This is a genomic window from Parabacteroides goldsteinii DSM 19448 = WAL 12034 (assembly GCF_000969835.1).
GTDB classification, from domain to species: Bacteria; Bacteroidota; Bacteroidia; order Bacteroidales; family Tannerellaceae; genus Parabacteroides; species Parabacteroides goldsteinii.
The window spans coordinates 1039630-1066121 of sequence record NZ_KQ033913.1; the positions used below are offsets into that span (position 1 = coordinate 1039630).

Annotated in this window: 28 protein-coding genes and 2 tRNA genes; 16 read left to right on the forward strand and 14 right to left on the reverse strand. The window is 39.5% G+C overall.

What is annotated here, in order from left to right:
- The first annotated feature begins 8 nt into the window (after positions 1–8).
- The 4 genes from HMPREF1535_RS17170 to HMPREF1535_RS17185 all read left to right on the forward strand — a co-directional run bounded on the left by HMPREF1535_RS17170 (position 9) and on the right by HMPREF1535_RS17185 (position 5121).
- Positions 9–1169, forward strand: a complete 1161-nt coding sequence (locus HMPREF1535_RS17170; RefSeq protein ID WP_046146948.1) for a BF2992 family fimbrillin-A clan protein — start codon at positions 9–11, stop codon at positions 1167–1169.
- Between the two features lie 39 nt (positions 1170–1208).
- Positions 1209–4205 carry a BACON domain-containing protein gene (locus HMPREF1535_RS17175; protein WP_046146949.1) on the forward strand — a complete coding sequence of 999 codons (2997 nt, stop codon included), beginning with the start codon at positions 1209–1211 and terminating at the stop codon, positions 4203–4205.
- A 37-nt stretch (positions 4206–4242) separates the two neighbouring features.
- The gene (locus HMPREF1535_RS17180; protein ID WP_046146950.1) at positions 4243–4521 is read left to right on the forward strand and encodes an HU family DNA-binding protein; all 279 of its coding nucleotides are present in this window, start codon (positions 4243–4245) and stop codon (positions 4519–4521) included.
- 108 nt (positions 4522–4629) lie between these two features.
- On the forward strand, positions 4630–5121 hold the full coding sequence (locus HMPREF1535_RS17185; RefSeq protein ID WP_046146951.1) for a hypothetical protein: 492 nt from the start codon (positions 4630–4632) through the stop codon (positions 5119–5121).
- Here HMPREF1535_RS17185 and HMPREF1535_RS17190 read toward each other — a convergent pair.
- On the reverse strand, positions 5118–5861 hold the full coding sequence (locus tag HMPREF1535_RS17190; RefSeq protein WP_262362568.1) for a PDDEXK nuclease domain-containing protein: 744 nt from the start codon (positions 5859–5861) through the stop codon (positions 5118–5120). The genes HMPREF1535_RS17185 and HMPREF1535_RS17190 overlap by 4 nt on opposite strands.
- Positions 5862–6176: 315 nt before the next feature.
- Here HMPREF1535_RS17190 and HMPREF1535_RS26495 point away from each other — a divergent pair, with 315 nt between their 5' ends.
- From HMPREF1535_RS26495 to HMPREF1535_RS17210, 5 genes are all read left to right on the forward strand, one after another.
- A complete protein-coding gene (locus tag HMPREF1535_RS26495; protein ID WP_392391976.1) occupies positions 6177–6389 on the forward strand; it encodes a DUF1016 N-terminal domain-containing protein in 213 nt (70 codons plus the stop codon).
- A gap of 473 nt (positions 6390–6862) precedes the next feature.
- Positions 6863–7306, forward strand: coding sequence for an HU family DNA-binding protein (locus tag HMPREF1535_RS17195; RefSeq protein WP_007659352.1), 444 nt, complete (start codon positions 6863–6865; stop codon positions 7304–7306).
- Between the two features lie 51 nt (positions 7307–7357).
- Entirely contained in the window at positions 7358–7576 is a 219-nt protein-coding gene (locus HMPREF1535_RS17200) for a hypothetical protein (RefSeq protein ID WP_007659354.1), read from the forward strand.
- On the forward strand, positions 7557–7967 hold the full coding sequence (locus tag HMPREF1535_RS17205; protein WP_046146952.1) for a D-Ala-D-Ala carboxypeptidase family metallohydrolase: 411 nt from the start codon (positions 7557–7559) through the stop codon (positions 7965–7967). The genes HMPREF1535_RS17200 and HMPREF1535_RS17205 overlap by 20 nt, the downstream gene beginning before the upstream one ends.
- 12 nt (positions 7968–7979) lie before the next feature.
- On the forward strand, positions 7980–8423 hold the full coding sequence (locus HMPREF1535_RS17210; protein WP_046146953.1) for a hypothetical protein: 444 nt from the start codon (positions 7980–7982) through the stop codon (positions 8421–8423).
- A 152-nt stretch (positions 8424–8575) separates the two neighbouring features.
- Here HMPREF1535_RS17210 and HMPREF1535_RS25470 read toward each other — a convergent pair whose 3' ends face one another.
- From HMPREF1535_RS25470 to HMPREF1535_RS25475, 7 genes are all read right to left on the reverse strand, one after another.
- A complete protein-coding gene (locus HMPREF1535_RS25470; RefSeq protein WP_425594423.1) occupies positions 8576–9013 on the reverse strand; it encodes a DUF234 domain-containing protein in 438 nt (145 codons plus the stop codon).
- The gene (locus tag HMPREF1535_RS26500; RefSeq protein ID WP_052716738.1) at positions 8976–9242 is read right to left on the reverse strand and encodes an ATP-binding protein; all 267 of its coding nucleotides are present in this window, start codon (positions 9240–9242) and stop codon (positions 8976–8978) included. The genes HMPREF1535_RS25470 and HMPREF1535_RS26500 overlap by 38 nt, the downstream gene beginning before the upstream one ends.
- A gap of 234 nt (positions 9243–9476) precedes the next feature.
- Positions 9477–10046, reverse strand: coding sequence for a YdeI/OmpD-associated family protein (locus HMPREF1535_RS17220; protein ID WP_046147598.1), 570 nt, complete (start codon positions 10044–10046; stop codon positions 9477–9479).
- Positions 10047–10051: 5 nt separating this feature from the next.
- Positions 10052–10450, reverse strand: a complete 399-nt coding sequence (locus HMPREF1535_RS17225) for a hypothetical protein (RefSeq protein WP_046146954.1) — start codon at positions 10448–10450, stop codon at positions 10052–10054.
- A 195-nt stretch (positions 10451–10645) separates the two neighbouring features.
- Positions 10646–11134, reverse strand: coding sequence for a thioredoxin (trxA, locus tag HMPREF1535_RS17230; RefSeq protein WP_082207555.1), 489 nt, complete (start codon positions 11132–11134; stop codon positions 10646–10648).
- A 25-nt stretch (positions 11135–11159) separates the two neighbouring features.
- Positions 11160–12194, reverse strand: coding sequence for a TQO small subunit DoxD (locus HMPREF1535_RS17235; protein WP_046146956.1), 1035 nt, complete (start codon positions 12192–12194; stop codon positions 11160–11162).
- A 9-nt stretch (positions 12195–12203) separates the two neighbouring features.
- Positions 12204–12425, reverse strand: coding sequence for a DUF6132 family protein (locus HMPREF1535_RS25475; RefSeq protein WP_082207556.1), 222 nt, complete (start codon positions 12423–12425; stop codon positions 12204–12206).
- Positions 12426–12790: 365 nt separating this feature from the next.
- Here HMPREF1535_RS25475 and recR point away from each other — a divergent pair, with 365 nt between their 5' ends.
- The 3 genes from recR to HMPREF1535_RS17250 are packed head-to-tail and all read left to right on the forward strand — an operon-like array spanning position 12791 to position 15135.
- Positions 12791–13414: a recombination mediator RecR gene (gene recR, locus HMPREF1535_RS17240; RefSeq protein ID WP_046146957.1), complete on the forward strand. Its 624-nt coding sequence runs from the start codon at positions 12791–12793 to the stop codon at positions 13412–13414.
- Between the two features lie 10 nt (positions 13415–13424).
- Positions 13425–14600, forward strand: coding sequence for a glycosyltransferase family 2 protein (locus tag HMPREF1535_RS17245; protein WP_046146958.1), 1176 nt, complete (start codon positions 13425–13427; stop codon positions 14598–14600).
- A 1-nt stretch (position 14601) separates the two neighbouring features.
- The gene (locus tag HMPREF1535_RS17250; RefSeq protein WP_046146959.1) at positions 14602–15135 is read left to right on the forward strand and encodes a GNAT family N-acetyltransferase; all 534 of its coding nucleotides are present in this window, start codon (positions 14602–14604) and stop codon (positions 15133–15135) included.
- Between the two features lie 4 nt (positions 15136–15139).
- Here HMPREF1535_RS17250 and HMPREF1535_RS17255 read toward each other — a convergent pair whose 3' ends face one another.
- Complete coding sequence (locus HMPREF1535_RS17255) at positions 15140–15736, reverse strand: YqgE/AlgH family protein (protein ID WP_007659374.1); 597 nt, start codon at positions 15734–15736, stop codon at positions 15140–15142.
- 119 nt (positions 15737–15855) lie between these two features.
- Positions 15856–17169, reverse strand: a complete 1314-nt coding sequence (locus HMPREF1535_RS17260) for an aminotransferase class I/II-fold pyridoxal phosphate-dependent enzyme (protein ID WP_046146960.1) — start codon at positions 17167–17169, stop codon at positions 15856–15858.
- A gap of 137 nt (positions 17170–17306) precedes the next feature.
- On the opposite strand from HMPREF1535_RS17260, the gene HMPREF1535_RS17265 reads away from it, so the two are divergent.
- Both HMPREF1535_RS17265 and HMPREF1535_RS17270 read left to right on the forward strand, forming a co-directional pair.
- Positions 17307–17380, forward strand: a tRNA-Asp gene (locus tag HMPREF1535_RS17265).
- Between the two features lie 37 nt (positions 17381–17417).
- Positions 17418–17491, forward strand: a tRNA-Asp gene (locus tag HMPREF1535_RS17270).
- 279 nt (positions 17492–17770) lie between these two features.
- On the opposite strand, the gene HMPREF1535_RS17280 is transcribed toward HMPREF1535_RS17270, so the two are convergent.
- Genes HMPREF1535_RS17280 through HMPREF1535_RS17290 form a run of 3 tightly spaced genes read right to left on the reverse strand, consistent with a single transcriptional unit; the run spans position 17771 to position 23702 of the window.
- Complete coding sequence (locus HMPREF1535_RS17280; protein ID WP_046146962.1) at positions 17771–18910, reverse strand: AcrVA2 family anti-CRISPR protein; 1140 nt, start codon at positions 18908–18910, stop codon at positions 17771–17773.
- A complete protein-coding gene (locus HMPREF1535_RS17285) occupies positions 18907–22590 on the reverse strand; it encodes an AAA domain-containing protein (RefSeq protein ID WP_167769559.1) in 3684 nt (1227 codons plus the stop codon). The genes HMPREF1535_RS17280 and HMPREF1535_RS17285 overlap by 4 nt, the downstream gene beginning before the upstream one ends.
- A 17-nt stretch (positions 22591–22607) precedes the next feature.
- Positions 22608–23702 (reverse strand): Fic family protein, encoded by a 1095-nt coding sequence (locus HMPREF1535_RS17290; protein WP_046146964.1) that lies wholly within the window; start codon positions 23700–23702, stop codon positions 22608–22610.
- Positions 23703–24206: 504 nt separating this feature from the next.
- Here HMPREF1535_RS17290 and HMPREF1535_RS17295 point away from each other — a divergent pair.
- Together HMPREF1535_RS17295 and HMPREF1535_RS17300 are read left to right on the forward strand one after the other, a co-directional pair.
- Positions 24207–25277, forward strand: a complete 1071-nt coding sequence (locus tag HMPREF1535_RS17295; protein WP_046146965.1) for an alpha/beta hydrolase — start codon at positions 24207–24209, stop codon at positions 25275–25277.
- Between the two features lie 28 nt (positions 25278–25305).
- Positions 25306–25869, forward strand: coding sequence for a DapH/DapD/GlmU-related protein (locus HMPREF1535_RS17300; protein ID WP_046146966.1), 564 nt, complete (start codon positions 25306–25308; stop codon positions 25867–25869).
- 42 nt (positions 25870–25911) lie between these two features.
- Here HMPREF1535_RS17300 and HMPREF1535_RS17305 read toward each other — a convergent pair whose 3' ends face one another.
- Complete coding sequence (locus tag HMPREF1535_RS17305; protein WP_046146967.1) at positions 25912–26430, reverse strand: GNAT family N-acetyltransferase; 519 nt, start codon at positions 26428–26430, stop codon at positions 25912–25914.
- Positions 26431–26492 lie beyond the last annotated feature (62 nt).

Here is a 26492-nt window from a genome sequence, read left to right on the forward strand (position 1 = left end):
ATGAGAAAATGAAACGGATGTTGACACGATTATTTTTGCCAGAACTCTTGTTGGCCGGACTGCTTACAGGATGTGCCTGCGGTATGGTAGAAGATATTGTATCGGAGGAAGCCCGGTTGGTAGAGGTCGGATTCGTTAAACCCGACCTGGGGATACCCGCTGTGCTGACGCGTGCAGAAGACACAGAAGTGCCGGCTCCGACTCCGTTGCCGGAAGGTTCAACTATACGGATTGTTGCTTATTACAGGAGTAGCATAGGGGTAGAGGCTTCTCCCGTTCCGTTTTCTACGACGACTCCCACCGTTGAAGCTACCTATAAGGTCATGGCCGACGGTTCGTTGGCACTTTGCTCGGTAGACGATACGGGAAAACCGGTCGATGGCAAAGCCGAAGGCATGGTTGTCAGGGGAGGAGTGTATGATTTTTATGCTGTTTCTCCGGCAAGGAAACTGGCAAAAAGTGTTGATGGAACGTATAAGATAACAGATATTCCTCATAAAGAGGATGTAATGACATCTTTTGTCCGTGGCGTAACTATATCAGCAAGTTCGCGTCTGGTAACTTTGGCGACTTTCAGTCGTAAATGTGCATTAGTGGTATTTAATGTAGCTCCGTCCAAAGAGAATGTGATCCCTTTCACCCGACTGTATGCAACTGGGTTGACCATAAGTAAAATATCCTCGTCCGGTGCAGCTCTTATAGTAGGTGAAGATACCGGTATTCCATGCACCGGTGGCGAAGCCGGAGATAAAACAGAAGTGGTATTTGCTTCGGAAGAATTTGAACCGGTGGAGTCTGATACCGATAATCTGGGTTTGAACAAGACAAAAGGAATACTTCTTCCTAAAAATACGGAACCTTTTGATGTGGAGATCGAAGTACAAAGGGATGATAAAACGGCGACGTTGAAAGCAACGATCGATAAAAATATATCTTTCGATGAAGGCAAACGATATGTTTTCACCCTGGAGGTGAAGAACAACGAAAGCTCCCTGCTCATGACAGTACTGGATTGGAAGGAGACAATCTTCTTTACAGATGCGAATGTAGGAGCTCCGGACGAACCCTATCCCGACCCGGATATCAATGAAGGAATAGGAACTTCGTTTGTTGTAGCAAGCTGGAAAGAAATTGTATGGACTGATGGGGAAGTTGGCGGTGGTCAATAATTGTGGATATAAAATGACAATAGAATAAAACAGGATATAATGAAACAAATGAGTGAAATAAGGAACAAACATTGGATTCGCCTGTTTGGCTGTTTGGTTTTACTTTGGATAGTCGGTTGTACACAGGCAGACGTGGATGATGATATTCTTTTGCCTACGCTGAAAGAAGTGGATGCCGGTTTTAATCTGAATGTCCTGGCAAACCATATACCGGTAACCCGCAGCATACTGTTTACTGCCGATGGCACTATGGAATCGGATTCGATCGGTACTCGTGCAGCTACTCCGCTGGAAGAGGCACAGGAAAGTAAGATTGCCAGTGTCTGGGTGGGGCAATATGTTGGCGGTAAGCTTTTGTATGCTAAATATATTTCTTCATTAACTGGCAATACACTTAATATTAAATTGAAACATGATAGAGAAGGTTCAGAATCTCATGTGTGGTTCATTGCTAATATGGGTGACCAGGGAGAGATAGCAACCGAAACTGCTTTGAAAAAGTTGCTGTTGACGTATGTTTCGACCGAAACTGGATTACCCCAAAGTAATCTGTGTGGAATGACAGGGATGTGGAGCGGGATGGTACAAGAAGGGGGAGTAAAAGATATCAGGGTGAATTTATCCCGTATGGTGGCTAAGATATCGTTTACTTATTCGATCGCCGGAGAGGGGTTTACTTTTACTCCTAATACTGTGACATTGAACTCGGTTCCGCAGAAAATGCAGGTTGATGTACCTGAAAACCAGTTGGTAGGTATGACATATACAGATTATACCGGAATAGCGGATAGAGACGGTGCTACCATGTATTGGTATCTACCGGAGAATATGGCGGGTATTGTCAGTGATGGGAACGCAATCGACTCAGAAAAGAAGAAGATCGGTATGGGGGTGACAAATGCTACTTATATCGAATTGACGGGTACGGCTGTGCAGGGGGGAGTGACATATAACAATGTTGTATTCCGTTTTTATCCGGGTGATGGAATGAATAATTACAATATCGAGCGTAACTATCATTATGTAATGAAGGTGACGTTGGTCGGTATAGATATTTCCGATGAACGTATTACGGTAAATGAGATACCGCCAATAGAGGTCGATCCAGGAAAGATGCCGGCAGAGAAGGGGGGGATGAAAGAGGTACAGATCACCGCCCGTCCGGGGCAGGCGTGGTCTTTCGATTTGGAAGAATGGTTGTCGGCAATGATAGGAGGTGTGGTTGCCGGAACTGGGGTAACAGTAAGCCATCACGGGCCTGCTATGGTTACTTTCCAGTCGGTATCTGCCAATCCGAAAGCCGAAGACAGGAGTGTGACTTTTTCTGTAAATGTGAACGGAGAGAATCAGGAGATAACCATTACGCAGGAAGGATCCGCCTTGTCTAAAGGGAGTGATGTTATCTCTTTAGGCGCGGCAGAGGGTTCGGAAGGGGCTTCTTCCTTTACTACTACAAAAGGTTTACCATGGCTGGCTGCCTTAAGCGGGGAGAATTGGTGGAATTGGGCAGACGATAATCCTGCTTTTTCAGGAGATGAAGCCACGGGGACTGAGCAGTCTTTGAAAATAAAAGCGACAGCCAGTAACCCCTTGGCTTCGGAACGGAGTGGAAAGATAACAGTGAGTGCCGGTGCATCGATAGCTGAGATAGGTTATACAGGCTTGAAAGAGGAAATAGTGGTACAGCAAGCAGGTTCCAAGGTAGAAGGTTCGAGCATGGAAGTAAATCCGGAAGCAGCTAATAATCAAACATCGTCGTTTGTCGCTACATCCGGCTTGGACTGGGTGGCAAAGGTAACGGAAGGTGACTGGATTACATTGGTTGGTGCGACCTCAGGTTCTCAAACAACGGGAAAAGCACAGAATGTGACTTTTAATATCGCTGTCAATCCCTCTTCTTCTGCGCGAAACGGCGAGATAGTTGTTCGTGCTGGGGATGAAATCGGCGGACCAACCGGAACAATAAAGGTGAATCAGAAAGCTTCTACACTGACAGTATCTGCCAGTCCCACAACGTTGGCTGCAACAAAGGACGCTGCCGGAACACTCTCTTTTAAAGGAACTTCGGGATTATCTTTTTCTATTACCAAGCCTGATTGGCTGACACTGACCGGTACTATTCCGGAAACAATGAATGGAAACGAACAGAATCTGGGATATAAAACAAGCGAGGTGAATCTCAATAGCACAGAAATATCGGGCGATATAACAGTGAAAGCAGGAAATATAGAAAATAAAGTGGTAGTTAAACAATCGGGCTCCACATTTACGGTGTCTGAAACTGAACTGTCTTTAGAAAAGGATGCGACTTTAGGTAGTGTAAAGGTAAAGGGAACCTACGGTCTACCTTGGACAGTCAGTCCAGCTGGCGGAACAAACGCTATCACTCCCTCGATCGACTCTTCTATTGCAGACGGTTCGGAGCAAGTATTAACATTTAATGCAACTGAAAATATGGGGAGTGCCCGTTCTGCAACATTTACTATTGCTGTAACCGGTGGTGATCATTCAAAAACAGTAAAGGTTAATCAAGCAGGAGATTTAACAAAGATTACTGTTACAATTAATCAGCAAGTATTGAGAAGTTATTATACTCAGATGACTAAAGATGGGGGCAATTGGAAACTATATCCTCCTTTTGATGCAGGTGGAACAGATATGGCTGAATCTCATGGCGTAACAGTTAATTTATCAGAGTCGCCTACAATGAACGGTTCTTATTCTATACAAGTACAAAAAAGCCAGAACCCTAGTGTTTTAACACAAATAAATACGAAGAGTTATTGTTCCAAATTGGATGAAGATGGCACAGGTTGGCGCTTACCTACTCAAATAGAGTTACATGCCATGTATATGAATAAAGAATATATAGAGGGTATTAAAGGTTCTGGTACATTCTTCGGCAGTTACTATTGGAGTAGCTCAATATATGGTGGAAATGGTAAATTTTGTTTATTGCGCTTAAGCGATGGCACATTCAATTATTTAACCACGAATAATCCCTATTATATTCGTTGTGTCCGGGATAACTATTGATGAAAGAATATAGTTAAACACGTAAAGAAAACATATTATGAACAAAGCAGATTTAGTAAACGAATTAGCAGAGAAAATGGGTATTTCGCAGAAACAGTCCCGTAAGTTTATCAATACTTTTCAGGCAATACTGACAGAGAGGGTAAAAGAGGATGAAATAGTACTTCAGGGTTTCGGTACTTTCAAAGCCTGGGAACAGGCTGAACGTACAGGCCGCAACCCTCGTACCGGCATTTCCTGTAAGATACCGGCCCGTAGGAGTGTGAAGTTTAAGCCTGGTAAGTTTTTGCTTAGAGATTTGAACCTATCCAAATAGAGAGCAAAAGGGAGGTACAAGTGTTGACCATATAAAAATAGACTTTGTGTCTCCCTGTTTTTATTTTAGATTTCCCTCAATTATTTATTAACGCCTATCAGATATATCATGAAGAAACAAAACAAATTAGAGGCATTATTCCCAAATGGAAAAGTGCCGGAAGTGAACGAATTTAACCGTAGCCTTGACAAAATGTCGAAGGAAGGCCGTAACCGTTTACGTGAAAAGATTTATAAAATTGCATTTACCGTATGGTCAACCTTGCCTAAAAAGCACCAGAAGTTTATTGAAGAAGTTATCGTCCATGATCGGCAGTCATACGTTGATTTCATCATTGAAAAAACAGTGATGACCTGTCTCCGTTGCCCCCTCCGGTTTCCCGTCTTGTTTATCCGGATGCTCCATTTAACGGAAGTAGTAGAGCGTACTGCGCAAACTTCAATAAATCATTTATCAATGTCTGTTCTTATCTGTTTCCAAATTTGCGGCAAGATCGGTACGCTTGCCGGACATATTAGTAAAGGAGGGTTTACTTGCGAAGAGGTACTGGTGTTGGCGGGGAAGGTGAGGGTGGGGGATTATTGTGGGGATTTGAATTAATAGTATTTTTCAATTCTACCAAATCTTGTTATTATTTTATTTTCTGATTCAATAGCTACGAGTGAACGTAATCCCCGATGAAAGAAGAGCATATCTACAAAATACTCCTTGTTGTTATATTCCAAGCGATATTGATTGCCCATAAAGGTAAACCCTCGACCTAATTCCAAAATGAATGACTTGATTTTGGCGACCAACCGTTTCTCTAACTCTAATTCTTTGATGGGCTCTGCTATTCCAAGAAACCCTAAATTATAAGAACTCCTGAATACTTCATTGGCATAATCAGCTTGCGCTTCGGGCAGTGCAATATCAAAGTTATTACTTTTGATTTGCGTTTGCCTGTTGGCATAGGTATTCATCTTTATGGCATTGAGCAACAAATCTTTTTTCCATCCTTTTTGAACTGCTTCTTGAGAATAAAAAAATATTTGCTCCAACGTGAGTTCTTTATCTATAAGTAATATATTATGCCCCCAAGGTAAAACTGCAACGTTGCGTTGCAGTTTTATATCAGCTTGATAATAAAGCTCATAATGCCGTTTCATGTACCACAAATTACGAGGCGACAACCCCATATCTGGAAACTGTTCTTTTAGGTCAATAGACAATCTATTAACTACACCACTACCATATCCACCTGCTAAATTTTTTTCAAAGAGCAACTTACCTATATTCCAATATGCAGAGTTTACAGTCGTGTTTACCTGTCGGGCAATAGTGGCGCGAGCAGTCTGAATTTCTGCAACGGCTCGTTACAGTATTTGAGCGTACTCACTATTGTTTATTATCTTTATTTCTTTTGCCATGACTCATTCATTTTTATACCAGTCTATTAGCTCTTTTACATCAACCTGCAAAATTTCAGCTATCATAAAATATAAAAAAATTTTGGATAATTATAAGTAAACAGTGAATTTACTAATGCGTAACTAACTAAAATTCCGCTTCAAACGACCTATATGTTATAGAAGCGGAGTTTTTTGTTTGAAACCAGCTACTAAACAGGTAGCGGATTCGCAACAGAAAGTCTTCGAATACCAGAGATTTGCTACATAATGTGTAGCAAATTGACATGGAGTTACAATGGGTTGATAATGAAGGTGAATGATGCTAATGCACATTGCTTCTACCTAAAAGAAGCTACCCAGCAGTCATGGAGCGTTCGCCAATTGGAGCGCGATATCAATACATTATATTATCAGCGACTCTTATCGTTAAAAGATAAAAACGGAATAGACGGAATAATTTTCATTATTGAGATATAATTATGAACTTGTAATGTGATTGTTTGCGGAGATTAATGTCTGTATTTGCCGTATAATATGCGGAGAATATAAGTGCTAATCTCCGCATACAGTATACTGGCATCACTTGTTTTCTATAAATAACTTATATTCTGTTATTCGATACCCTCTCGGGTATTTATTACGTGATTATATTAAAAAGAGTACCCGAAAGGATATCAAATTTGTTACGAGAAGTCATTAAATAACCTAAATCTATCCCTAAGAATCTCACGTAATAATCATTATTTCTCTGAAAAACGTTAAATAAGAACCTGAATCTATCAGTGTGATGGTTCGCGAAAAATGGTATTTTAAGATTTTGAATATTCCTAAAGTCTTATTATATACTGTTTTACACGATGCTCTCACACCGATCTTTGCATATATACCTACCTGTACCTTTGTTTCGTTCCCCTGGAAACAGTAGTATTAATCATTAAAATAGAAAAGCTATGACACTGAAATTTAGAAAGGTGCAGCGCAAGGTTCTTAGCGGTGACGATAAGGATAAGGTGAAGACTTATGCGATGGCGCGGTCGTCGAACTATTGCGATATGGATAAGTTGTGTGAATTGATCTCCAGCCGCTCGGCGATGTCGAGTGCTGATGTGAAGGCAATACTCGATTCGTTGAACTGGGCGATGAGCCTGGAACTTCGTTCGGGTAGTATTGTACAGGTGGGTGAGTTCGGTAGTTTTCGTCTTTCGATTCGTTCGAAAGGGGCGGAGACGGCAGATGCTTTCAATGCTTCCCTGATAAAAAAGGCACGGGTGATATTCTCGCCGGGTACCAGTCTGCGCTGGATGAGTGAGATTGTGAAGTTTGAAGAAGATGAAGATACGAAACCTAAAAAAGAAGAAGGTTCCGGTGGAGATGACAGACCGGAAATTGAATAATTGAAAATGGTAAATTGAGGATTACTTGATTGAAAGAGGAAAGGGGAACGTATGAAAAAAAGACTGACTATTCAATTGGTAATGGCAATCCTGCTCGTAATGAGCGGGATTGTTCTTCTTTTCTCCGGTTTCTGGATTGCCCCGAAAGGGGAGATTCATAATAGTGTGCTGGTGGCTTTCGGGGAAACCTGCACATTTGCCGGAGCTTTGTTTGGGGTGGATTATTCGTATAAAATTAAATCGGTACAAAATGAAAGAGAGGATAAGTAGGAATTTTACCTGGGAAGAAATGACGTATAGCCAGGTGGCGGTGGAGAACGGGTTGCTGAATGAGCCGCCGTTTGAGGTGAAGCAGGTTATGATGGAGTTGGTGAAACGGTTGTTACAGCCGTTGCGGTTGGCTTATGGGAAGCCGATTGCGATCACAAGCGGTTACCGGAGTCCGGAGGTGAACAGGTTGGTGGGTGGCGTGTCTTCGAGCCAGCATATGAAAGGGGAGGCTGCGGATTGTTATGTGCCTGATCCGAAGGAGTTACTGGATGTGTTGCTTTATTGTAAGTTACCTTTCGATCAGGCAATTCTTTATAAACGAAAGAAGTTCTTGCATTTATCGTTTCGGGTAAATGGAGAGAATCGTTATCAGGTGATCATTAATAAATGAAGGGGGATAGGTATGGATATGTGGGGTAGAAGTTTATTTGTTTCGGTTGGTTTGTTGGTTGTTTTGCTGCCCGGTTGTAGTGCCGGGCGGCGTAGTGTACAACACCGGGAGATAAGAGAGGAAGTGCATAGTATTCATAGTGATAGTATGTTGTTGAAAAATTTGTATCAGGCTTCCCGCAATAAGGTGATCGATATAGAGCATATCGTGTTCGATAGCTGCCGGTTGAATGGGGTGCAGTCTGTTACTCATGTAGCTATTAAGGAACAGGGGGAGGAGGTGGTTGAGTCGGTTGTTAGTTCTGGTTCTGTAGATGAGAACTGTTTTGCCGGTTCTGATTCTTTTCAGAAAGGAAGTACTGTGGAGTTTTCTTATCCAAAGCGGATGTTGGTGATTGGGGCGGTGTTGTTGGTTTGTTCGTTATATATAGGTATAGCATTTAGAAAACAGAAGTAAACTCCCAAATCCAGTTATTCTTTTATTTTATTGATAACAAGGAATTTGCAGACATGGGTTCTTGGTGGCAAGGCAAGAACCATAAAGATCAGGATGAAATAGATATTATCGGATTGTATGCGGAAGAGAAACTGGATTTGTTCGCATACAGTTTACATATCTTCCATACAGAAATTTCTCACTTCAATATTGTATTTCGAAAGCACTTTATTTCGAACTATTTCAACTTTTTCATTGAAATAGTCTGGGTTGAAGTTTTTGCGCTGTCGTTTTACTTCGGCGACTAATGCACGTTTATCATCTGCATAAATGCCTATTATATCTATTTCACAGGGATCTTTTTCTTTTTTGCTTTGCCACCATGAACCAATATTTCTGAACTCTTTACTTTCGATCATCATCTGCCTAAAATACATTTCAAGTGTTAACCCTGAATAGGTCGGATAGTCTTTTTTTATAATTTCTCCAAGTTGGTCCAGGTTTTCTGTTTCAATGAGATAATGATATTTGATGAAATATCGGAACCAAAATCGTAGGAATAAGTCGGAAATTTCAAAACGAACGGTTTGTGTACCTTCTTTTGCAAAAATAGGCCGTTTCTTTGCTAGCTATTGCAAATTGGCTGCAAAGCTGAGCTTCATTGCTTCGGCCTACAAAGAAATAAACAGTTGGTGTTTCTTCACAACTTTTGAGGATAAGCTTTGTTTTTCCAATGCGTCTGCGTCCGGTTAAGACCGTCATTTGTGAATGGTTATTAAAAGCGATCTTCCTTGTTTTATCCAACAGTTTCAGTTCTATTTCACGATTATAAAATTTCATGATAGTAAATTTAGTTCATACTATTTTGAAAATATACGACAGTAAACTTTACGGCTGTATATTTTGCAAATATAGTGTATTTATCTATGAGTAGAAAATATATGGCCGTAATTTATGCTGCTGTATATTTTTGAGAGATGGGTGGAGAATGGGTTGTTAGCCAACGCAGTTACGACTGCTTGCTTGTGGGCTTGCAGGCAGGACGCAAGTTAGGCATCGGTATTTTATGAGAGATTAATAGTATTTTCCGATTCCCCCAAATCCAGTTATAATTTTATTCTCTTTCGTTTTATTGATAAAGTTGTTTAGTCGTTTTTCAAATTCTTCAGGCCGTTTCCTGGCTGCTTCAATGTATGCAATTCGGATACGTTTATATGGGTCGGAGAAGTGTTGATAGTTTTTCCATGTTGTTTTATCTGCTTTCAATCTGTCAATTATATCATCTGGAAAAATAAAAGGGTCAGACAAAATAGTTCGTATTTTATCCTCAAATTTAGGGTGTATCATTTTATTTTCTAATAACCATTTAAGTCTTTCTTTGTTGGCTTGCGAGTATGTGCTTTTAGGGTTTCTTGGCGTGAAACGCTGAATTTTATGTTCTTTGTCAAGCGATTTTATTGTACTGTCAATCCATTCGAAACAAAGGGCTTCTTCAACGGCATCATTGTATATAATGCTTTTTTTACCTGATGATTTCTGAGGAAAGACAAACCAAATTTCATCTTTGATTTCAAAATTGTCTGTCAGCCACTTTCTCCAATCTTCCCGATTTTCAAAGTACTTTATTTTATTCTCTGTTGCCATAATGGTCATCTTTTGGTAAACTCAATCGGTTCGATGTCATAATTTAGGGTTTTGATGTCGCAGTCTTTGTAATCTATCCCGTAACGCATCCTGATTTCAGCAAAATGCGGGCAGATATACGAAGGCATAGTCGGGTCGACAGAACACCAACCGGCTCCTTCTATGTAGCATTCGGGCCAGGGATTGATAGTTGTGAGTGATATTTCGTAATTATCTCCGTTTTTCGAAATTTGTGTAATCCGCTGGGGATAACAGTCTATTGCTTTAATATCGGACTTCTTCACTGTAAAGGTGAAATTGACGGTATCCTGATTAGCCAGGCGGAAGTATTTGGAATATGATTGTGCAAAAACTGACTGTGCAATAAACATACACATACTCAGCATAAATAGGTCTTTACTCATGACGTTTCGTTTTATGATTTACAAACGATGACAAAGTTAGTAAATATTTAGATGTTATGATGATTATGGGGAATAAACCTTTGGATGGGGAAATTTTCAGGTAGACTTGAAAAAAGTATCTTTTTTGAGAAGATTATCAAGTCTACCTGAAAATTTTTGTTTGTAGAGTAAGTGAAAACTGAAGTGAAAAACAAATTACTTTTTCAGTAAAATTGATTCTATCTTTTCCTTTAACTGATCTTTAGGCATTGCTCCCTGAAGCATTTGGGGCTTTCCTTCCATAGGGATGTATAGAAGGGCCGGTATTCCCTGAATGCCGAATGCCTGGGCCAACTCTGTTTCTTTATCTACATCGACTTTGTAAATGTTGATCTGTCCGGCATATTCTTTGGCTAGCTGTTCCAGTGAAGGAGCGATCATCTTACAGGGACCGCACCAGTCGGCATAGAAGTCGATGATGGCAGGTTTATTGCCCAGATATTTCCATTCATTCGGACTGGCTTCGTAATTATATACTTTCTTCAGAAAGTCAGCCTTATTGAGGTGTACAGGAGCTGCTGTCTCTTTTCCTGTAGTTTCGGTGTCGCTTGCTGCTTCGTTGTTTTTAGCCTGTCCTTTGCATGAGGCCAGCGTCATAAAACCGACCATTAAAGCCAGCAATGTAAAGAATTTTCTACTTTTCATTAGATACATTTTTTGATATTGATAATTAATATGTCAGGTCCTGTTTCCAGGCGATACCACTTATATCTGTTAATATAAGTTCGTAATTTCCTTTTGGCAAATCAGCCAGTGCTTTATCCTTTAACGTTAGCTCTGCTTTACTACCTAATGGTATGACAAGGCTATGTTTACCTGGAACAACTTTTGCCACATAATTGTTTTTGATGTCTTTTGCCGGAAATTCGGATAATTCTTCTCCGTTCCTGTTAAGAATAATATTTCCGTTGGTATCTTTTAGAGTGATACCGATCAGAAAAGATCCATATACATCGGCACCTTCCACACGGTAAACGGTGAATGAAAGTTTATCCTGATCCAGACCGGCTGCTGATATCTCGATTTTCGGTTTGACAGATTTATTATGTAATTTTCCCCATACTCCGTTATGAAATACCTGATTAGTCAGGAGTGTCAGGAATAATATGGCCGTAGCACCTGTGATCGACATTTTTCCTAATACATTATGGCTGACAGGCAGTGGACCGGAGGTCAGCCATCGTGTCCATCCATATTCGTTAAACTGCGGTATCCTGGAAATAAGCTTATTATCGAGTGAAAACTTTCCTCCACCTGACAGGAAGATCGTGAAACCGGCGGCGATGCCCAGAACGCCTATTTGCCATTCATCCAAACAGGTTGTTCCCAGCCAACCTGAACCTAATAATATTCCGGTAGCAAGGCTTAACACTCCGATACTCATCAATCGGGTAAAGAAGCCGAGTATGAAAAGCAATCCGACAATTCCTTCAATGATTGTAAATATAACCATCGACCACCAGAGCTGTTCCGGATTGGATACGAGATATTCGATGAGAGGCTTTATACCGAATGAGTTGGGGAGAAAATGATTGAATTTTTCTCCAATGTAACCGGCTGTGTCGGGAATCAATTTATTTTCCAGTATCAACCTTCGCCAGAAAGCGGAAAAATAAGTCCAGCCAACAACCAGGCGCAGTGCAAATGTAAACATTCCGAATAAAGAATATGATTGCTGCATATTCTGTTTTTCTTCTATTTCCATATCTATAAGTTATTTATCTTTATTTGTTGAAACTTTATTTTCTTTTTGGAAAGAGCTGAAAAGTAATCCCCCGATGATGCTTCCCCAAATCGAACTGTTGATTGGTGAAGAAGTTATAGGGCATGTCCCTGTTGTACAACCGATAAATTTCCAATAAAGAAATCCTCCAAGTGCGCCTATTGCTATCCCCAGTAATGTGAGCCAGTGTCTTTTGATGTATTTTCTTGTCATTGTAAAATCTCCTAGTGTTGTTGAGTTATTAATATTTTTTCCCTTGCAAGGATTATAATACAAACGTAGATTGTATTTTCTAATAAAACAAGTTTCTACTGGAAAATATATATAGGCGTAACAAACTTTCACGAAAAAGTCTATCAACAGCAGTTTCAAAACCGATTTATTGTGAAGTTTTTTTTCTCCTTCGCATTTTTATACAAAATCGTATAGTGGACTTTATTCCCTGTTTGTCTACTTTATAAACATTATAAGATAGAATGGATCTTTACTATCCGGGAAGTCGATTTTCAGTAAAAAACGGCCGATCGGATTTGATATGATTGAAATTATCTATCTTTGTGGTCAAAGAAAGGTAATCAATGACTCAAAAATATCCATCCGCTTTATTGGAAAATGCAGTAAATGAGTTGGCTTCGCTTCCCGGAGTGGGGAGGAAGACGGCTTTGCGACTGGCTTTATATATGTTACGCCGGGATGAAGGTTATACGGAAAATTTTGCATCCGCTTTGCTGGCCTTGCGGAAAGAAGTGAAGTATTGCAAAGTTTGTCATAATATCTGTGACGATGAGATGTGTTCTATCTGTGCTGATCCTAAACGGGATCAGTCGACCGTTTGTGTGGTTGAAAATATCAAGGAAGTAATGGCGATCGAAAATACCGGGCAGTTTCGTGGTGTTTATCATGTTCTTGGAGGGATTATTTCGCCGATAGACGGTATTGGACCGGGCGATTTGCAGATAGACAGTCTGGTGCAACGGGTCGCTAACGAAGAAGTAAAGGAAATTGTCCTTGCACTTAGTACTACGATGGAAGGGGACACGACCAATTTCTTTATCTATCGCAAGCTATCCCCTTATAATGTGAAGATAACCGTCATTGCCCGTGGTGTTTCTATTGGTGATGAGATTGAGTATGCGGACGAAATAACATTGGGACGTTCTATTGTGAACCGTACCAGTTTTAATGACTCAATAAAAATATAATCTGATTCTTATGTACGAAACCAAGATTTCCGTTATTATCGTAAACTATAATGTAAAGTATTTCCTGGAACAATGTCTTTATTCGGTTCAGGCTGCTGTTGCCGGACTCGATGCTGAGGTTTTTGTTGTGGACAATAATTCGACGGATGGTTCTGTCGATTATCTCCGTCCCCGGTTTCCGGAAGTGACGTTTATAGAGAATAAGGATAATCCGGGATTTGCTAAGGCCAATAATCAGGCGATCCGTCCATGCAACGGAGAGTATGTTTTGTTGCTTAATCCGGATACAGTGATAGGTGAGGAGAGTCTTCGAACCCTGTGTTTCTTCATGGATGAACATCCGAATGCAGGTGGGATAGGTGTAAAGATGCTGGATGGGCATGGGGTATTCCTGCCTGAAAGTAAACGGAGTTTTCCTTCTCCCTGGGTTTCGTTCTGTAAGATCTTCGGTTTGTCGAAGTTGTTTCCGAAATCCCGTGTTTTTTCAAGATATAGCCTGGCGTATCTGGATAAGGAGAAACAACATAAAGTGGATGTGCTGGCCGGTGCATTTATGTTGCTGCGCCATGAAGCGCTGGATAAGACCGGACTCCTGGATGAAGATTTCTTTATGTATGGCGAGGACATCGACCTGTCGTACCGGATGGTGTTGGGGGGCTATAAAAACTATTATATCCCCGAGCGTATTCTCCATTATAAAGGAGAAAGTACCAAGCATGGCGATATGAAATATGTAAAGGCATTCTACGGTGCCATGTTGATCTTTTTCAATAAATATTATCCTCATTCCGGCTGGCTGATGGGATTTTTTATCCGGCTGGCTATCGGGTTGCGTGCTTCATTGGCTGCTTTATCGCGTTTGTTGGGAGTAAAGCCAAAGTCGAAAAGCAAGCATAAGCGCTTACTGGTTCTTTGCCGTGAGGACAATTTTGAAGCGATTAAGGCTGCCTGTGTAAAACAGATGCCGGAACTGGAACATGTAAATCTTTGGGATCTGGATGAGGAACGTGTAATGGATGCTATCTGCCGCCGTAATCAGATGAAGGAGTTTACGGATTATGCTTTTTGTTATCCGGATGCCCGTTTTGAACAGATGCTTCTGTTTATGGATACGCTGGTCGACAAGAAAGTTACTTATCATATTTATTGTAAAAAAAGTGGACAACTAATATCACCGGGAAAATAATATGGCACAACTGGAAAATGAAACGATCCGTCTCCGTGCCCTGGAGCCGGAAGATCTGGAACTTTTGTATCGCTGGGAGAATAATCCGGAGCTTTGGAGTCTTGGAAATACAATGTCTCCCTATTCGCGTTATATACTGAAAGAGTATATTCGTGAGTCGCATCGTGATATCTTCGACCTGAAGCAGTTACGCCTGATGATCGAGCTCCGTTCAACGGGGGCGGCTGTCGGTACTGTCGACCTGTACGATTTCGAACCGCATCATCGGCGTGCCGGTATCGGTATTTTACTGGAACCTGTTTATCAAGGAAACGGGTTGGCTACCGAAGCAATGAATGTACTGGTGGATTATACGTTCTCTTTTCTGAAACTGCATCAGTTATATGTGCATATACCCGTCGATAACGAGGCCAGCAAAGCTCTTTTTACCCGCTGCGGATTTACCGTTACAGGTATCATGACAGATTGGATCATCACAGAAAACGGATATTCTGATGTACTGATGATGCAAAAAGTAAATAAACAGATTGTGTGAAAATTTAATTCAGATAAGGATCTTTCGGATATTTAGTCCATGCCTCGTAGTTACTGCCTAACTGTTCAAGTGAGTTCTTCCAAAAACTTTCTCCATCGGCAAGTAATACATTTTCTTTAGCTGCGTGACTGACTACCCACGAGTTTTTATTGATCTCGTTTCCCAGCTGTCCTTCCGTCCATCCCGAATAACCAAGGAAAAACTTTACTTTTCCTTCAATCGAATGGCCATTCTGCATATAACGCTTCAATGCTTCGAAATCACCGTCGAAATACAGGCGGTCTTTGATCTTTACAGAGTCGGGTACGATCAGATCTCCCAATGAATGGATAAAGAACAACCGGTTGGCACTTACCGGGCCACCCAGATAGATTGGTATTTCCGGATACTCTTCCAGTTCCGGGAAAAAAGTGTTTACAATCAGATCCGTTTTCTTATTTAATACAAACCCCATCGATCCTTGCGTATTGTGTTCTACCAGTAGAACAACAGAACGCTGGAAATAAGCATCTTGCAGGAAAGGTTCTGATATGAGTATGCTTCCTTGTGCAGGAAGGAGATTATTATGCGTAATTTTGAATATGTTATTATATGTAGCCATAGTGAAGATTGCTTACTGTTGTTAGACAGGGACAATATATGGCTTTTGATGTTAAGAAGCAAACGAAAAACCCGGCATTTGGGTTAATAAGTGTAAAATAAATGCCGGGTTTGTGTTAATTATAAGGTATGATTTTCTTTGAATAGCTTTAAACGCTCTTCAAGCAGATCATATTGATGCGGTTTGATAAACGAAGTGCAGGCGCGAAGTCCTTCCTGATTACTTCCTGTCGTGCTTAATGAGATAGCACTTACGCCGTAATAGATCAGTTCTTCCATCAGCTGTCCGCCGGTCATTCCGGGATAGGCGATCGTGAAATAGAAACCGTCGGCAATAGGCTCGTCCAGGTCATGGTCGTAAACGATCGTAAAGCCATAGTCTGTAAAGATCTTCTTTAGCTTTTCAGCACGGCGTCCATATTCTTTCACTTCAGTGATAAAATCGAACTGTCCGTCGGATGCCGCTTTGAACATGGCAGCCAATGCAATCTGTGCCGAGTGGCTGGTTCCTGATGACAGGGCGTATAAAACACGGTGAATATATACTGTACCGAAAGTGCCACCGCCATAACGCTTGGTCAGTCCCGGATAGGCACGATGGTAAAGTTTATTGGAGATAGCCGTCACGCCGATACGCTGTCCGGCATAGCTGAATGCTTTGGAACCGGATATCTGTAAGATGTAATTATCTGTGTAATGGGCAACGCTTGCCTGGTAAGGTGCTTCAAACGGTTTGCCAAGTTCTTTGCGGAAGTCCATTGCGAAATAGGCGAGGTCTTCGATCACGATCGTATCGTATTTGTTTGCCATTTCGCCGATGATCTTCAATTCGTCGTCTGTCAGGCAGAACCAGGCCGGGTTGTTGGGATTGGAGTAGATCATAGCTGCGATATTACCTTTGGAAAGATGTTCTTCCAGGATTGCGCGCAGTTTTTCTCCACGGTATTCGTATACATCGAATGATTCGTATTTATAGCCCATCACAACGATTTGTTGTTTCTGGACAGGAAATCCCGGGTCGATGAACAGGATGGTGTCTTTTCCTTCCGTGCATTGTCCGCTGGTGAGGAAAGAGGCGAATGTTCCCTGCATGGAGCCGGTTACCGGAACACAACATTCCGGAGCAATATCTATATTAATGAATGCCTTGATGAATCTGGAGGCTTCTGCTTTTACTTCCGGCGTACCGTTGATGTTCGGGTAAATGGAAGCGATGCCGTTTTGTAATGCTTTTACTTCTGCGTCTACGCCCACTTGTGCCGCTTTTAATCCGGGAACACCCATTTCCATGTGTATGAACTCGGTATTTGTTTCCTGTTCCAATTGTGTGGATATGGCAACAACTTCACGAATCGTTGCTTTCCCGAAATCCGGTAATCCGTAGCCATCTATTATTCGTCTGGCAGTCTGATAATCTACTGGAGTATTCTTCATGTTTGTTATATTTATATAGAGGACAAAAGTAAAAAAATAATCAATCCAATGTGAAATATTTGTGTGAAACTGTTGTATAATTAAAAATATTATCTACCTTTGCACCGCAATCGAGAGAGATGCAATACAAAAACATTGGTTCGGTAGTTCAGTTGGTTAGAATACATGCCTGTCACGCATGGGGTCGCGGGTTCGAGTCCCGTCCGGACCGCCTCTTTTGAATAATGTTTTGTCTTTTTATTTTATTTGGTTCGGTAGTTCAGTTGGTTAGAATACATGCCTGTCACGCATGGGGTCGCGGGTTCGAGTCCCGTCCGGACCGCTTAAAATCCTGTTAGTCTATTGATTAACAGGATTTTATTTTTTTACAGTGTTGCACTTGTATTGCAAATCCGCATTTGCCCCATTCCTTTCCCACCATTGTGAAATACAGAAAAATATCCCCAACCTGAAGAAATTTCACTAAATTTGCTCCCGAAGTTAATTTATACAGGTACTTTATCGGGGGCTTACCCTTAGTGGGTGATGTGATTAATTTTCTTGCCATTTCATTTATATCGTTCCTAATATTTTATGCTCTGATAATCAGTGGCTAAGCATATTATATTTCATATATGTGCCCTTTCTGTGGGGTTCCTAAAGATTTGTTTACTATAACAGGTTTGATCCAAATCAGTTTTTCATAAATCAGCTTTTCACCAAATCGTTGATTTCTCCAATGCCCTCTACGCCAATGTGAAGACAAAATCAAACTCGAATTATCGCTTACTTGAGAACGCTTCTTGAAAGAGTTTCCTACATAGTGTATTTTAGAAAATCCTGTTTCTGCAATTTTTTTTTCAATCTTTTCTGTTTCTTTTTTGCTTTTTGAAAATACCAGCTTTTTATTTAAATTATGAGGTAAGTCATCTACATAATGGGCTTGAATGTCTTTATCCTGTTTATACATAGACAAATAAAGTAAGCAGTTCACAATAATCTTGTATGTGCCGTTAACCAATTCCTGATAATAGGTGTATAAATCTAAGTGTTCGTCTGTAATTTCTTCTTTATTTTCAGGAAACAAAGAATATTCCTCCACACTTTGCCAATCCTTTACAGCATCAGATATAGTAATTATATTTTCCTTTTCACTAAAATAAAAAGCGAAATTCCAGAAGCTTTGTCCTCCGCTCCCCGATTCATTCCAAACTTTATCGTGGTATTTTATGATAAAATCCTCAAAGTCACCAACAAAATGAAAGCTTATTGCATAATCATTCCAGAACTCGTTCCCGTTATTATCCACCATTTTTTCCATTGCCATTCTATCTACCAGGATATATACCCCTTCAATTATTTTATCCGAATCTTTTGTTATGGTTAATCCTAACGGCCGTAAAGACAGATAAAAGTTATCATATGGAAGACTAAATGATTTATAACTTACATCATCGACATCTGTAAAACTTAACATTTCCAATAACTCTTTAGAGAATGCGAAAATGTTACGTCCATTCCTATACCACCTTTCCCAGTTTATATATAAATCAGAAATTATATAATCATTTATGCTACGGTCCAGTAAAGATAAATGGTCGCGATTCCTTCTATATCCGTAATTGCCTTCATCTTTATAGAAATATTCATTTTTGCCTTCCATCTCATCAAAGAAAGCATCCCTGTTTCGTAGTTTATCTTTAAAATGATATTGTTTTTCAATTCTGTAAGGAAAAAAGTATTTTAATTCAGTCTCTTTCATTTCAATTGATTTATAACATTGTCAATTTCCTCTTTGATATTTTCCCCCTGATAAACAATAGAATGTTCCGTATTGCAGTATTTGCCTCCCCTCTGAGCACTAAACCAATTAAAAGAGCCGATGCACATCGTATCATTATCTTTTACAACTATTTTGCTGTGGATATTATTTTTAACAATTACTTCAACACCCAAATCCTTTAATTTTTTCAAGGTTAATTCAAACTCCTCTTCCTTTTTCTTATCAGGTTTATTTTGAGTACAAGTATTGAATTTTTCATCCGTATATATGGTAATTTTTGCATTCTTACCGGACAGTAATTTATCATATCCGTTTTTCTCAATCGTAGAATAAATAATCCATGGAGAAATGATAACTATCCTGTTGGTAGCTTCATTGAAGATATTTTTCAGAAACGCATCATGCTCTTTGTAGTTCATTAGAATTTTTGGAGGATTCTCTTTAGATACTAAGTCCTCTCTTAGAAATATCTTTGAGTATTGATGCTCATAGGAAAGTTCATTTTTTTCATTTTCAAACAGATATTTAGATAATAAGCCTGTCGGGGATATGGATTGCCTGTTAAATAATGACATATCTCCAAATACTAAAAAACTATCTTTTGCACGTGATACGGCAACATTCAGCATACTTTTGTCATTATCAATGAAACTTCCTTTGTTGTGTCTTGAATAGGTTGGAGAAAATAATACTACTTTTCTTTCCGCACCTTGCAGCGAATGAACTGTGCCTACAGTTATTTGAGAAAGTTCATCTTTTAAACTCTTGTCTTTGGGCTCCTTTAAATATCCCGCTATTTTTATAGATTGTTGTCTGAATGGAGTTACTACTGCCACAATATCCTTAATCTCTTCGCCATTGTATGCTTTTCTCAACTTTTTATAATTAGTAATAATCCATCCGGCTATAACTTTAGCTTCCAATTCATTTTGTTTGCTACCTAAGATATTCTGACATTTACCCTCAATGTTTAAATATCCCATAGAAGGTAGTAAAGAATCCTCTAAAGCTTCCCCACGCATCGGTTTTAGAACTCCTTTGTAGCACAATTCATTACAATATGCTATGATATTGTTGTAGCATCTCCTATGCTCATATAAATATAATCCTCTCTCTAATTTCTTTTCAGGATAATATTTCGCTCTGTTTTGCGCAATTTTCATTACACTGCCCCCATCTGAGGCAATTCCTTTATCCTGTAATTCTTTATAGTTTTCGTCTATCTTCTCAATTCCTTGATTTTTTGAAATCAAATTTGCCTTGTGAAGATTTCCGATATCGATACTTTTGGTAAGTTTGCTTATCGGAGGTATTTGTTTGGTATCTCCAATCACCAATGCTTTTTTAGCTAAAGAAAATCCTGCTCCTGCCACTTCGGGAGACACTTGTCCTGCTTCATCTACTATCAACAAATCGATAAAGTCATACAAATAATCTGACTTGTTCAAATTGTCATGGATTTTTCTCGAAAAAGAAAAGTAATTGGGCAGCATATAAGAAGTCATTACAGCACATGGAGTAATTTTCATTCTCCTGCGCCAGTTATTTTCGCATATATTTTTATACTTCCAGTGAGTATTACTTAAATGTCCCTTCTCAATCAGTTTTTCCATTTCGATTAACCATTGTCCTTCCCAATAATGGGTAGCTATCAGAAACATTTCAAACCTTATTTTAGTGTCTGCTTTTTTGTCAATTTCTATAAACGCTGAATTGGGGTCTATACCATTTTCCAATTTATCAAGTGTAGCAGTACAATTATTCAATGCCATTATGAATGCATCGTATTTTTGGATATCAGAAAGAAGAACTTCTTTTTTATATTTTATACTCGAGATAAATCTTTCAGCATCCATATCATTTATATCAATATATAGAGAGAAATTATTCTCTTTAGCAAAAACTTTTGCTTTAAGGTTACGCTTCTTTCTGATAAACGGCAGAAATGAAAGTGCTGTTAGTAACATACTTTCTGATGCTAAATACCTTTCCCATTTATCTTCGATTATTTCTACGTCTTTTTTATGTTCAGTGAGCGTTCTACCAAATTCTATTATGGCCTCTCTATTTTTATAGTCAATCTTTAAAGTTTCGCTGATTAGATTTCCTAACTCGTGATAATTACGGTAAGTTTTTTCAATATCTGCAAGTAACGATTTTTTATCAATCAGCAATTGATGCAATTCCCGAACCGACTCTTCAACTGTAATATCCTTATTTATAAAAGTTTTCCCGGATCTACTAAGAAACGATTCTTTTGCTTTGATGTAAAAATCTTCCGTTTCCATGTCTTTAACAGCGTCCTCTGTAATGTAACCCTTTTCCCGAGCTTCAGCCGACCGCATACTTGACACAAAATAACTTCCAAAGCTCTTTACATCATCAATCCACCTGCCTGCAAAATCTCCTATTCCTTTAGAAAAATCTTTGGCAAAAGCATCTATTATATTTGTAACAGCTTGATTGTTTGTAGAATTAGCTATGATTACCGGAGGTTCTACCTCTTTTACTGCGTTTTCTACCCATAAACAGGCAACCACTGAAAGCAACATTGTTGTTTTTCCTGTTCCGGGAGGACCGTTGACCGGTAATATTTCCCCCTGTTTTCCGCTTAATAAAGCAGAAACAGCAGTTCTCTGAGCATCGGCTAACGGATATACGTTGTTATTATGCCCTAATCTTTTGGAGAAAAAAAGATTTGAATCAGCAACAGGTATTTCTTTTTCTTCTTCAATTGTTGCGTAATTTTGGAAAAGACTTAAATCAGGATTTTTATCACGCGTATAGATATCTTCGTATACAGCCGTGATTTTAGAAGAAATATTTAACTCACCATTGGTAAAATAGGCGGAATTGGTCTTTTCATAGCCGCTGAAAATATCTCCGGATACAATAACTTTATCTAAGAGTTTATCTATATATTCAAAATAATCATTCCATTTTGTGATATATGATTCAATGTGTTTATAAAAAATTCCGTCATCTGTTAATTTGTCCTCGATTGTTTTACTCCAATCTTCATTATATTTACCTTGAGCACAGAGGAATTTCTTTTTAACCGTTTTATTTCTGTTTAAAGACTTGATTAATTTCTTACAATCTTCTTGTGCACGCTCATTGTCTATAATCGATTCTCTCAGCAAGTATTCAATTAACCCTTTCTGATATTGAGATTCGATATTTTCTGAATAATATTTTTCCCATTCAGAAGTTTCCGAGAATTCAAACTTAGGAATGTCATTTTGGGTTACAAACAAATCATAGTCATCCATATTACCAATGAAAAAATCCTCTTTGTCCAAAGGGAGTAATAAGTCTCTTGGAATTATTGGTTTTTCAATAGGGTAGATAAAACCGTTTTCAGAAACTTGTACTTTAAATATTATAGGAAAAAGTATTTCGGGGCGATAATCTTTCTCATGTTTATTGTGGCTGGTGATTTTCTTATGGGAGAATGGAATATAAAAAGTTTCAACAGTGCTATCTTCACCGGAGAATAAATTGCAAAGTACATTTTTATTATTTACTCTGAAGAAATTATTTTTATCATTTAGCAAAAAAGATTTTGCTAAATTCGAAAACTTATATTTTCCTTGTGAAAACTGTTTATCTACAAGAGAATCTCTCCAATATTTAGTAACTCGTTTGTAGTGTTCCATAATACTATAAATAGTGTTCATTCTACAACCAATTCATAATTCGTGCTTCTTCCTCCCTGCGCCTCTTTCTGCAAAATATCCTTGTTTATGAGGTCTTGTATATCCCGTATGGCTGTATCTTGTGAGCATTTAGCTATCTTTGCCCATTTGGAAGATGTCAGTTTTCCATCAAACCCATCTAATAATTTGTTAAGCATCAACCGCTGGCGATCATTCAGTGGAGTTTGGCTGTGTTTTTCCCAGAAACGAGCTTTTTTCAGAACGGAGTCTAACGCATCAGTACTATTGAGCAAGGTATTTTCAAGGCAAGCTAAAAACCAAACCAACCATTCTGTTATATCGCTTGTTCCATGTTGAGACTTTTCCAAAACTTCATAGTATCTCTTTCGCTCAACAAGTATCTGGTTTGACATGCTGTAGAAACGCTGTGAACTTCCATCGCTTCGAGCAAGTTGAAGGTCTGTTATAGCACGCGCAATACGACCATTCCCATCATCGAATGGGTGAATAGTAACAAACCAGAAGTGTGCGATTGCAGCTTTCAGTACAGGGTCTATATCTGATGATGTATCATTAAACCATTTCAAGAATAAATTCATTTCGGCTTCCACCTGATCCGGTTTAGGAGCTTCATAATGAACTTTCTCTTTGCCCATTGCTCCGGAAACGACTTGCATATCACCACTCCGATACTTGCCGACCTCTATTTTATACATACCACTAAAACCGGTTGGGAAAAGTGCGGCATGCCAACCCAATAGCCTTTCTGTGGTTATCGGCTTAGCATAATTTTGCGTGGCATCAAGCATCATTTCTACAACACCATCCACATTTCTGGGCGAATCGACAAGACCGGATACCTCTAAGCCTAATTTACGAGCAATAGACGAACGCACCTGGTCTTTATTCAGGATTTCTCCTTCTATTTCAGTTGATTTCAGAACATCCAAAGTCAACGTGGAAAGCACGGCTTCTTCTTTTAATTTAAACCCTAAACTTCCCATTTGTCCCAATAAACGACCTTGCAAATGTCTTACATTAGCTAACAATGTAAGCAGTTTGCCATTGTTCCATGTAAAATTCGGCCAATCCTTAGTCTGATATATATACATAAAGTACAGTTTTATTCTACGCAATTATTGCGACAAATATACTCCTTTTTCTCCGCATTACAAATTTTCTTCGCATACTTTGCAAAGAAAACCAATAAAAGAGTTGGCATTATCAATATTTTATATACCTCTGCATTAGATATCATAGTGATATCCAAACTTTTTGAAATTATTGTAAAGTACTTAAAATTAGTAAAGTTTGCACGTTGGATTAGGCGTTGGACTTGATTTTATGCTATCGTAAAGTATTGGTTAACAGTAGATTGTTGTTTTCGTTCGACACTCGTCCAGACCGCTCATCTTATATAAGCATAGATAAATCCTGCAAAACATTCGTTTTGTGGGATTTTTTTATGTGGTTATGCCCATCTTTAGGTGTTTCATATCAAGTTATATTTTATACACCCACATTCAGTAATTAAGGTTATAATATCTGTAATTTGTCTACAAGACAATGCGATATAAGCCTTTACCTTTGCCTTATGAACATAAATAATAAACCAGATGAAGGAAATATTGAAAAACAAGTGTATGGCAATGGCTGTATGTCTTTGCATCACGGCAAATCTATTTGCGGCAGACAATCATTTAAATAACGATAGTATGGAAAAGAATTTGAATTTAACAGAAGAGTGGGACAAGGTGTTCCCGCAGAGTGATAAAGTGAATCACACGAAAGTGATTTTCCACAACCGGTACGGCATTACTCTTGCTGCCGATCTGTATATTCCGAAAAATGCCGGAGGTAAGTTACCGGCTATCGCTGTGAGCGGCCCGTTCGGGGCGGTGAAAGAACAGTCATCGGGTTTATATGCGCAGACTTTAGCGGAACGTGGTTTCCTTACCATCGCTTTCGATCCGTCTTATACCGGCGAGAGTAGTGGTGAACCCCGTTACGTCGCTTCCCCGGATATCAATACGGAGGATTTTAGTGCGGCGGTTGACTATCTTTCCACCCGCGACGATGTGGATGCGGAACGTATCGGTATTCTCGGTATTTGCGGATGGGGCGGTATGGCGCTCAATGCGACTGCTATCGACACACGTATTAAAGCGACCGTCACTTCAACGATGTACGACATGAGCCGCGTAAATGCCAATGGCTATTTCGATGCGATGGATGCCGACGCACGTTATGAACTTCGCAAACAGCTTAATGCACAACGCACGGAAGATTACAGAAACGGTACGTATACTCTTGCCGGAGGAGTCGTGGACCCGTTACCTTCCGACGCTCCCCAATTTCTGAAGGATTATCACAGTTATTATAAAACTCAGCGTGGTTACCATAAGCGTTCGCTTAACTCGAATGGTGGCTGGAATAAGACTTCATCACTCTCATTTATCAATATGCCGATACTATCATACAGCGATGAAATCCGTAGTGCGGTATTGATGATTCACGGAGAGAAGGCACATTCACGTTATTTCAGCGAGGATGCGTTCAAGAAGTTGAAAGGTGATAACAAGGAACTATTGATTATCCCCGATGCAAACCATACGGATTTGTACGACCGAATGAATATCATTCCGTTCGACAAACTCGAACAGTTCTTTCGTGAATATCTCAAATAATAAAATAACTCTTACAAAATAGAAGCAAATGACACTCGATAATTTTTTGGAACATGTAAAAGAGGGCAAGCCACTTGATACACCTGAAATCTGTCGTTTCATGGATGAAATGAGTGATGAAGCGCGGCGTATCACTTTTGAACTGAACGGTTCTTATCATACTCAGGACGAGCTTCGGGTATTGTTTGCCAAACTGTTCGGCAAGCCGGTAGAGCCCTCTTTCCGTGTTTTTCCTCCGTTTTACACGGACTTCGGCAAGAACATGACCATAGGTAAGAATGTTTTTATCAACGCCTGTTGCCATTTTCAGGATCATGGAGGCATAACATTAGGAGATGGATGCCTGATCGGACATAATGTAGTATTCGCCACGCTCAATCACGATTTCAATCCGGAAAAACGAGCTTCGATGCATCCTGCCCCTATTGTATTGGGGCGGAATGTATGGGTAGGCGCCAATTCGACTATTCTTCAAGGAGTGACGGTCGGTGATAACGCCATCATAGCTGCCGGTGCGGTGGTTACGAAAGATGTGGCGGCAAATACGGTTGTGGGCGGCGTTCCTGCCAAATATATCCGTAATATAGAGTAAGGATAGAACGATTTCCACGGTAATTTACTGTGGAAATCATCTTTACTGCATTTTGCAGATCTTCCTGTAGTCTCCGTCGTTTTTTTTCTTAAAACCATTACTTAGTAATGCCTTTATTGAAATAATATTTTCTTCCGCCGGGTCTGCGGCTATTTCTTTTCCGCCGATTTTAATAATTCTATCTTCCAGTATCTGAATGATTCTTTTTCCGATACCCCGATTTAAGAACTCTTCTTCACCAATCAGATATCCGATTTCATAAGTGTGATTTTGTTCTGCCACATCTCCATACATCTCCTGAAAATCGTGTCCTTCTTCTTCCAGATACTTTAGAAAAAAGCAATCAGCATAAAGACAATATCCTATTTTCCGGTCGTTATAGTAAACAATAAAGTGTTTTAAAAAACTGTATTGCCCATTCCTCTCATTTATTTCGTTTAGCCAATCCTCTTTTTCTCCAAACCATTTTTTTATATATTCTTTATCTAGCCATTTATCAAATAATGGAATATCTTCTTCCTGGATAGATTTTATTACAATTTCGTTGTTATTTATTATCATTGACTTATTGCTTTTGAAGCGATTTACTCTGTAAGCTCCTGTTTTTATATTTGTTATCTCTT

Excerpts from the sequence above, each read along its gene's own strand:
- HMPREF1535_RS17170 (WP_046146948.1), top strand. The coding sequence starts at position 9 with ATGAAACGGATGTTGACACGATTATTTTTGCCAGAACTCTTGTTGGCC.
- HMPREF1535_RS17175 (WP_046146949.1), top strand. The coding sequence starts at position 1,209 with ATGAAACAAATGAGTGAAATAAGGAACAAACATTGGATTCGCCTGTTT.
- HMPREF1535_RS17180 (WP_046146950.1), top strand. The coding sequence starts at position 4,243 with ATGAACAAAGCAGATTTAGTAAACGAATTAGCAGAGAAAATGGGTATT.
- HMPREF1535_RS17185 (WP_046146951.1), top strand. The coding sequence starts at position 4,630 with ATGAAGAAACAAAACAAATTAGAGGCATTATTCCCAAATGGAAAAGTG.
- HMPREF1535_RS17195 (WP_007659352.1), top strand. The coding sequence starts at position 6,863 with ATGACACTGAAATTTAGAAAGGTGCAGCGCAAGGTTCTTAGCGGTGAC.
- HMPREF1535_RS17200 (WP_007659354.1), top strand. The coding sequence starts at position 7,358 with ATGAAAAAAAGACTGACTATTCAATTGGTAATGGCAATCCTGCTCGTA.
- HMPREF1535_RS17205 (WP_046146952.1), top strand. The coding sequence starts at position 7,557 with ATGAAAGAGAGGATAAGTAGGAATTTTACCTGGGAAGAAATGACGTAT.
- HMPREF1535_RS17210 (WP_046146953.1), top strand. The coding sequence starts at position 7,980 with ATGGATATGTGGGGTAGAAGTTTATTTGTTTCGGTTGGTTTGTTGGTT.
- HMPREF1535_RS26500 (WP_052716738.1), bottom strand. The coding sequence starts at position 9,242 with ATGAAATTTTATAATCGTGAAATAGAACTGAAACTGTTGGATAAAACA.
- HMPREF1535_RS17220 (WP_046147598.1), bottom strand. The coding sequence starts at position 10,046 with ATGGCAACAGAGAATAAAATAAAGTACTTTGAAAATCGGGAAGATTGG.
- HMPREF1535_RS17225 (WP_046146954.1), bottom strand. The coding sequence starts at position 10,450 with ATGAGTAAAGACCTATTTATGCTGAGTATGTGTATGTTTATTGCACAG.
- trxA (WP_082207555.1), bottom strand. The coding sequence starts at position 11,134 with ATGAAAAGTAGAAAATTCTTTACATTGCTGGCTTTAATGGTCGGTTTT.
- HMPREF1535_RS17235 (WP_046146956.1), bottom strand. The coding sequence starts at position 12,194 with ATGGAAATAGAAGAAAAACAGAATATGCAGCAATCATATTCTTTATTC.
- HMPREF1535_RS25475 (WP_082207556.1), bottom strand. The coding sequence starts at position 12,425 with ATGACAAGAAAATACATCAAAAGACACTGGCTCACATTACTGGGGATA.
- recR (WP_046146957.1), top strand. The coding sequence starts at position 12,791 with ATGACTCAAAAATATCCATCCGCTTTATTGGAAAATGCAGTAAATGAG.
- HMPREF1535_RS17245 (WP_046146958.1), top strand. The coding sequence starts at position 13,425 with ATGTACGAAACCAAGATTTCCGTTATTATCGTAAACTATAATGTAAAG.
- HMPREF1535_RS17250 (WP_046146959.1), top strand. The coding sequence starts at position 14,602 with ATGGCACAACTGGAAAATGAAACGATCCGTCTCCGTGCCCTGGAGCCG.
- HMPREF1535_RS17255 (WP_007659374.1), bottom strand. The coding sequence starts at position 15,736 with ATGGCTACATATAATAACATATTCAAAATTACGCATAATAATCTCCTT.
- HMPREF1535_RS17260 (WP_046146960.1), bottom strand. The coding sequence starts at position 17,169 with ATGAAGAATACTCCAGTAGATTATCAGACTGCCAGACGAATAATAGAT.
- HMPREF1535_RS17280 (WP_046146962.1), bottom strand. The coding sequence starts at position 18,910 with ATGAAAGAGACTGAATTAAAATACTTTTTTCCTTACAGAATTGAAAAA.
- HMPREF1535_RS17285 (WP_167769559.1), bottom strand. The coding sequence starts at position 22,590 with ATGGAACACTACAAACGAGTTACTAAATATTGGAGAGATTCTCTTGTA.
- HMPREF1535_RS17290 (WP_046146964.1), bottom strand. The coding sequence starts at position 23,702 with ATGTATATATATCAGACTAAGGATTGGCCGAATTTTACATGGAACAAT.
- HMPREF1535_RS17295 (WP_046146965.1), top strand. The coding sequence starts at position 24,207 with ATGAAGGAAATATTGAAAAACAAGTGTATGGCAATGGCTGTATGTCTT.
- HMPREF1535_RS17300 (WP_046146966.1), top strand. The coding sequence starts at position 25,306 with ATGACACTCGATAATTTTTTGGAACATGTAAAAGAGGGCAAGCCACTT.
- HMPREF1535_RS17305 (WP_046146967.1), bottom strand. The coding sequence starts at position 26,430 with ATGATAATAAATAACAACGAAATTGTAATAAAATCTATCCAGGAAGAA.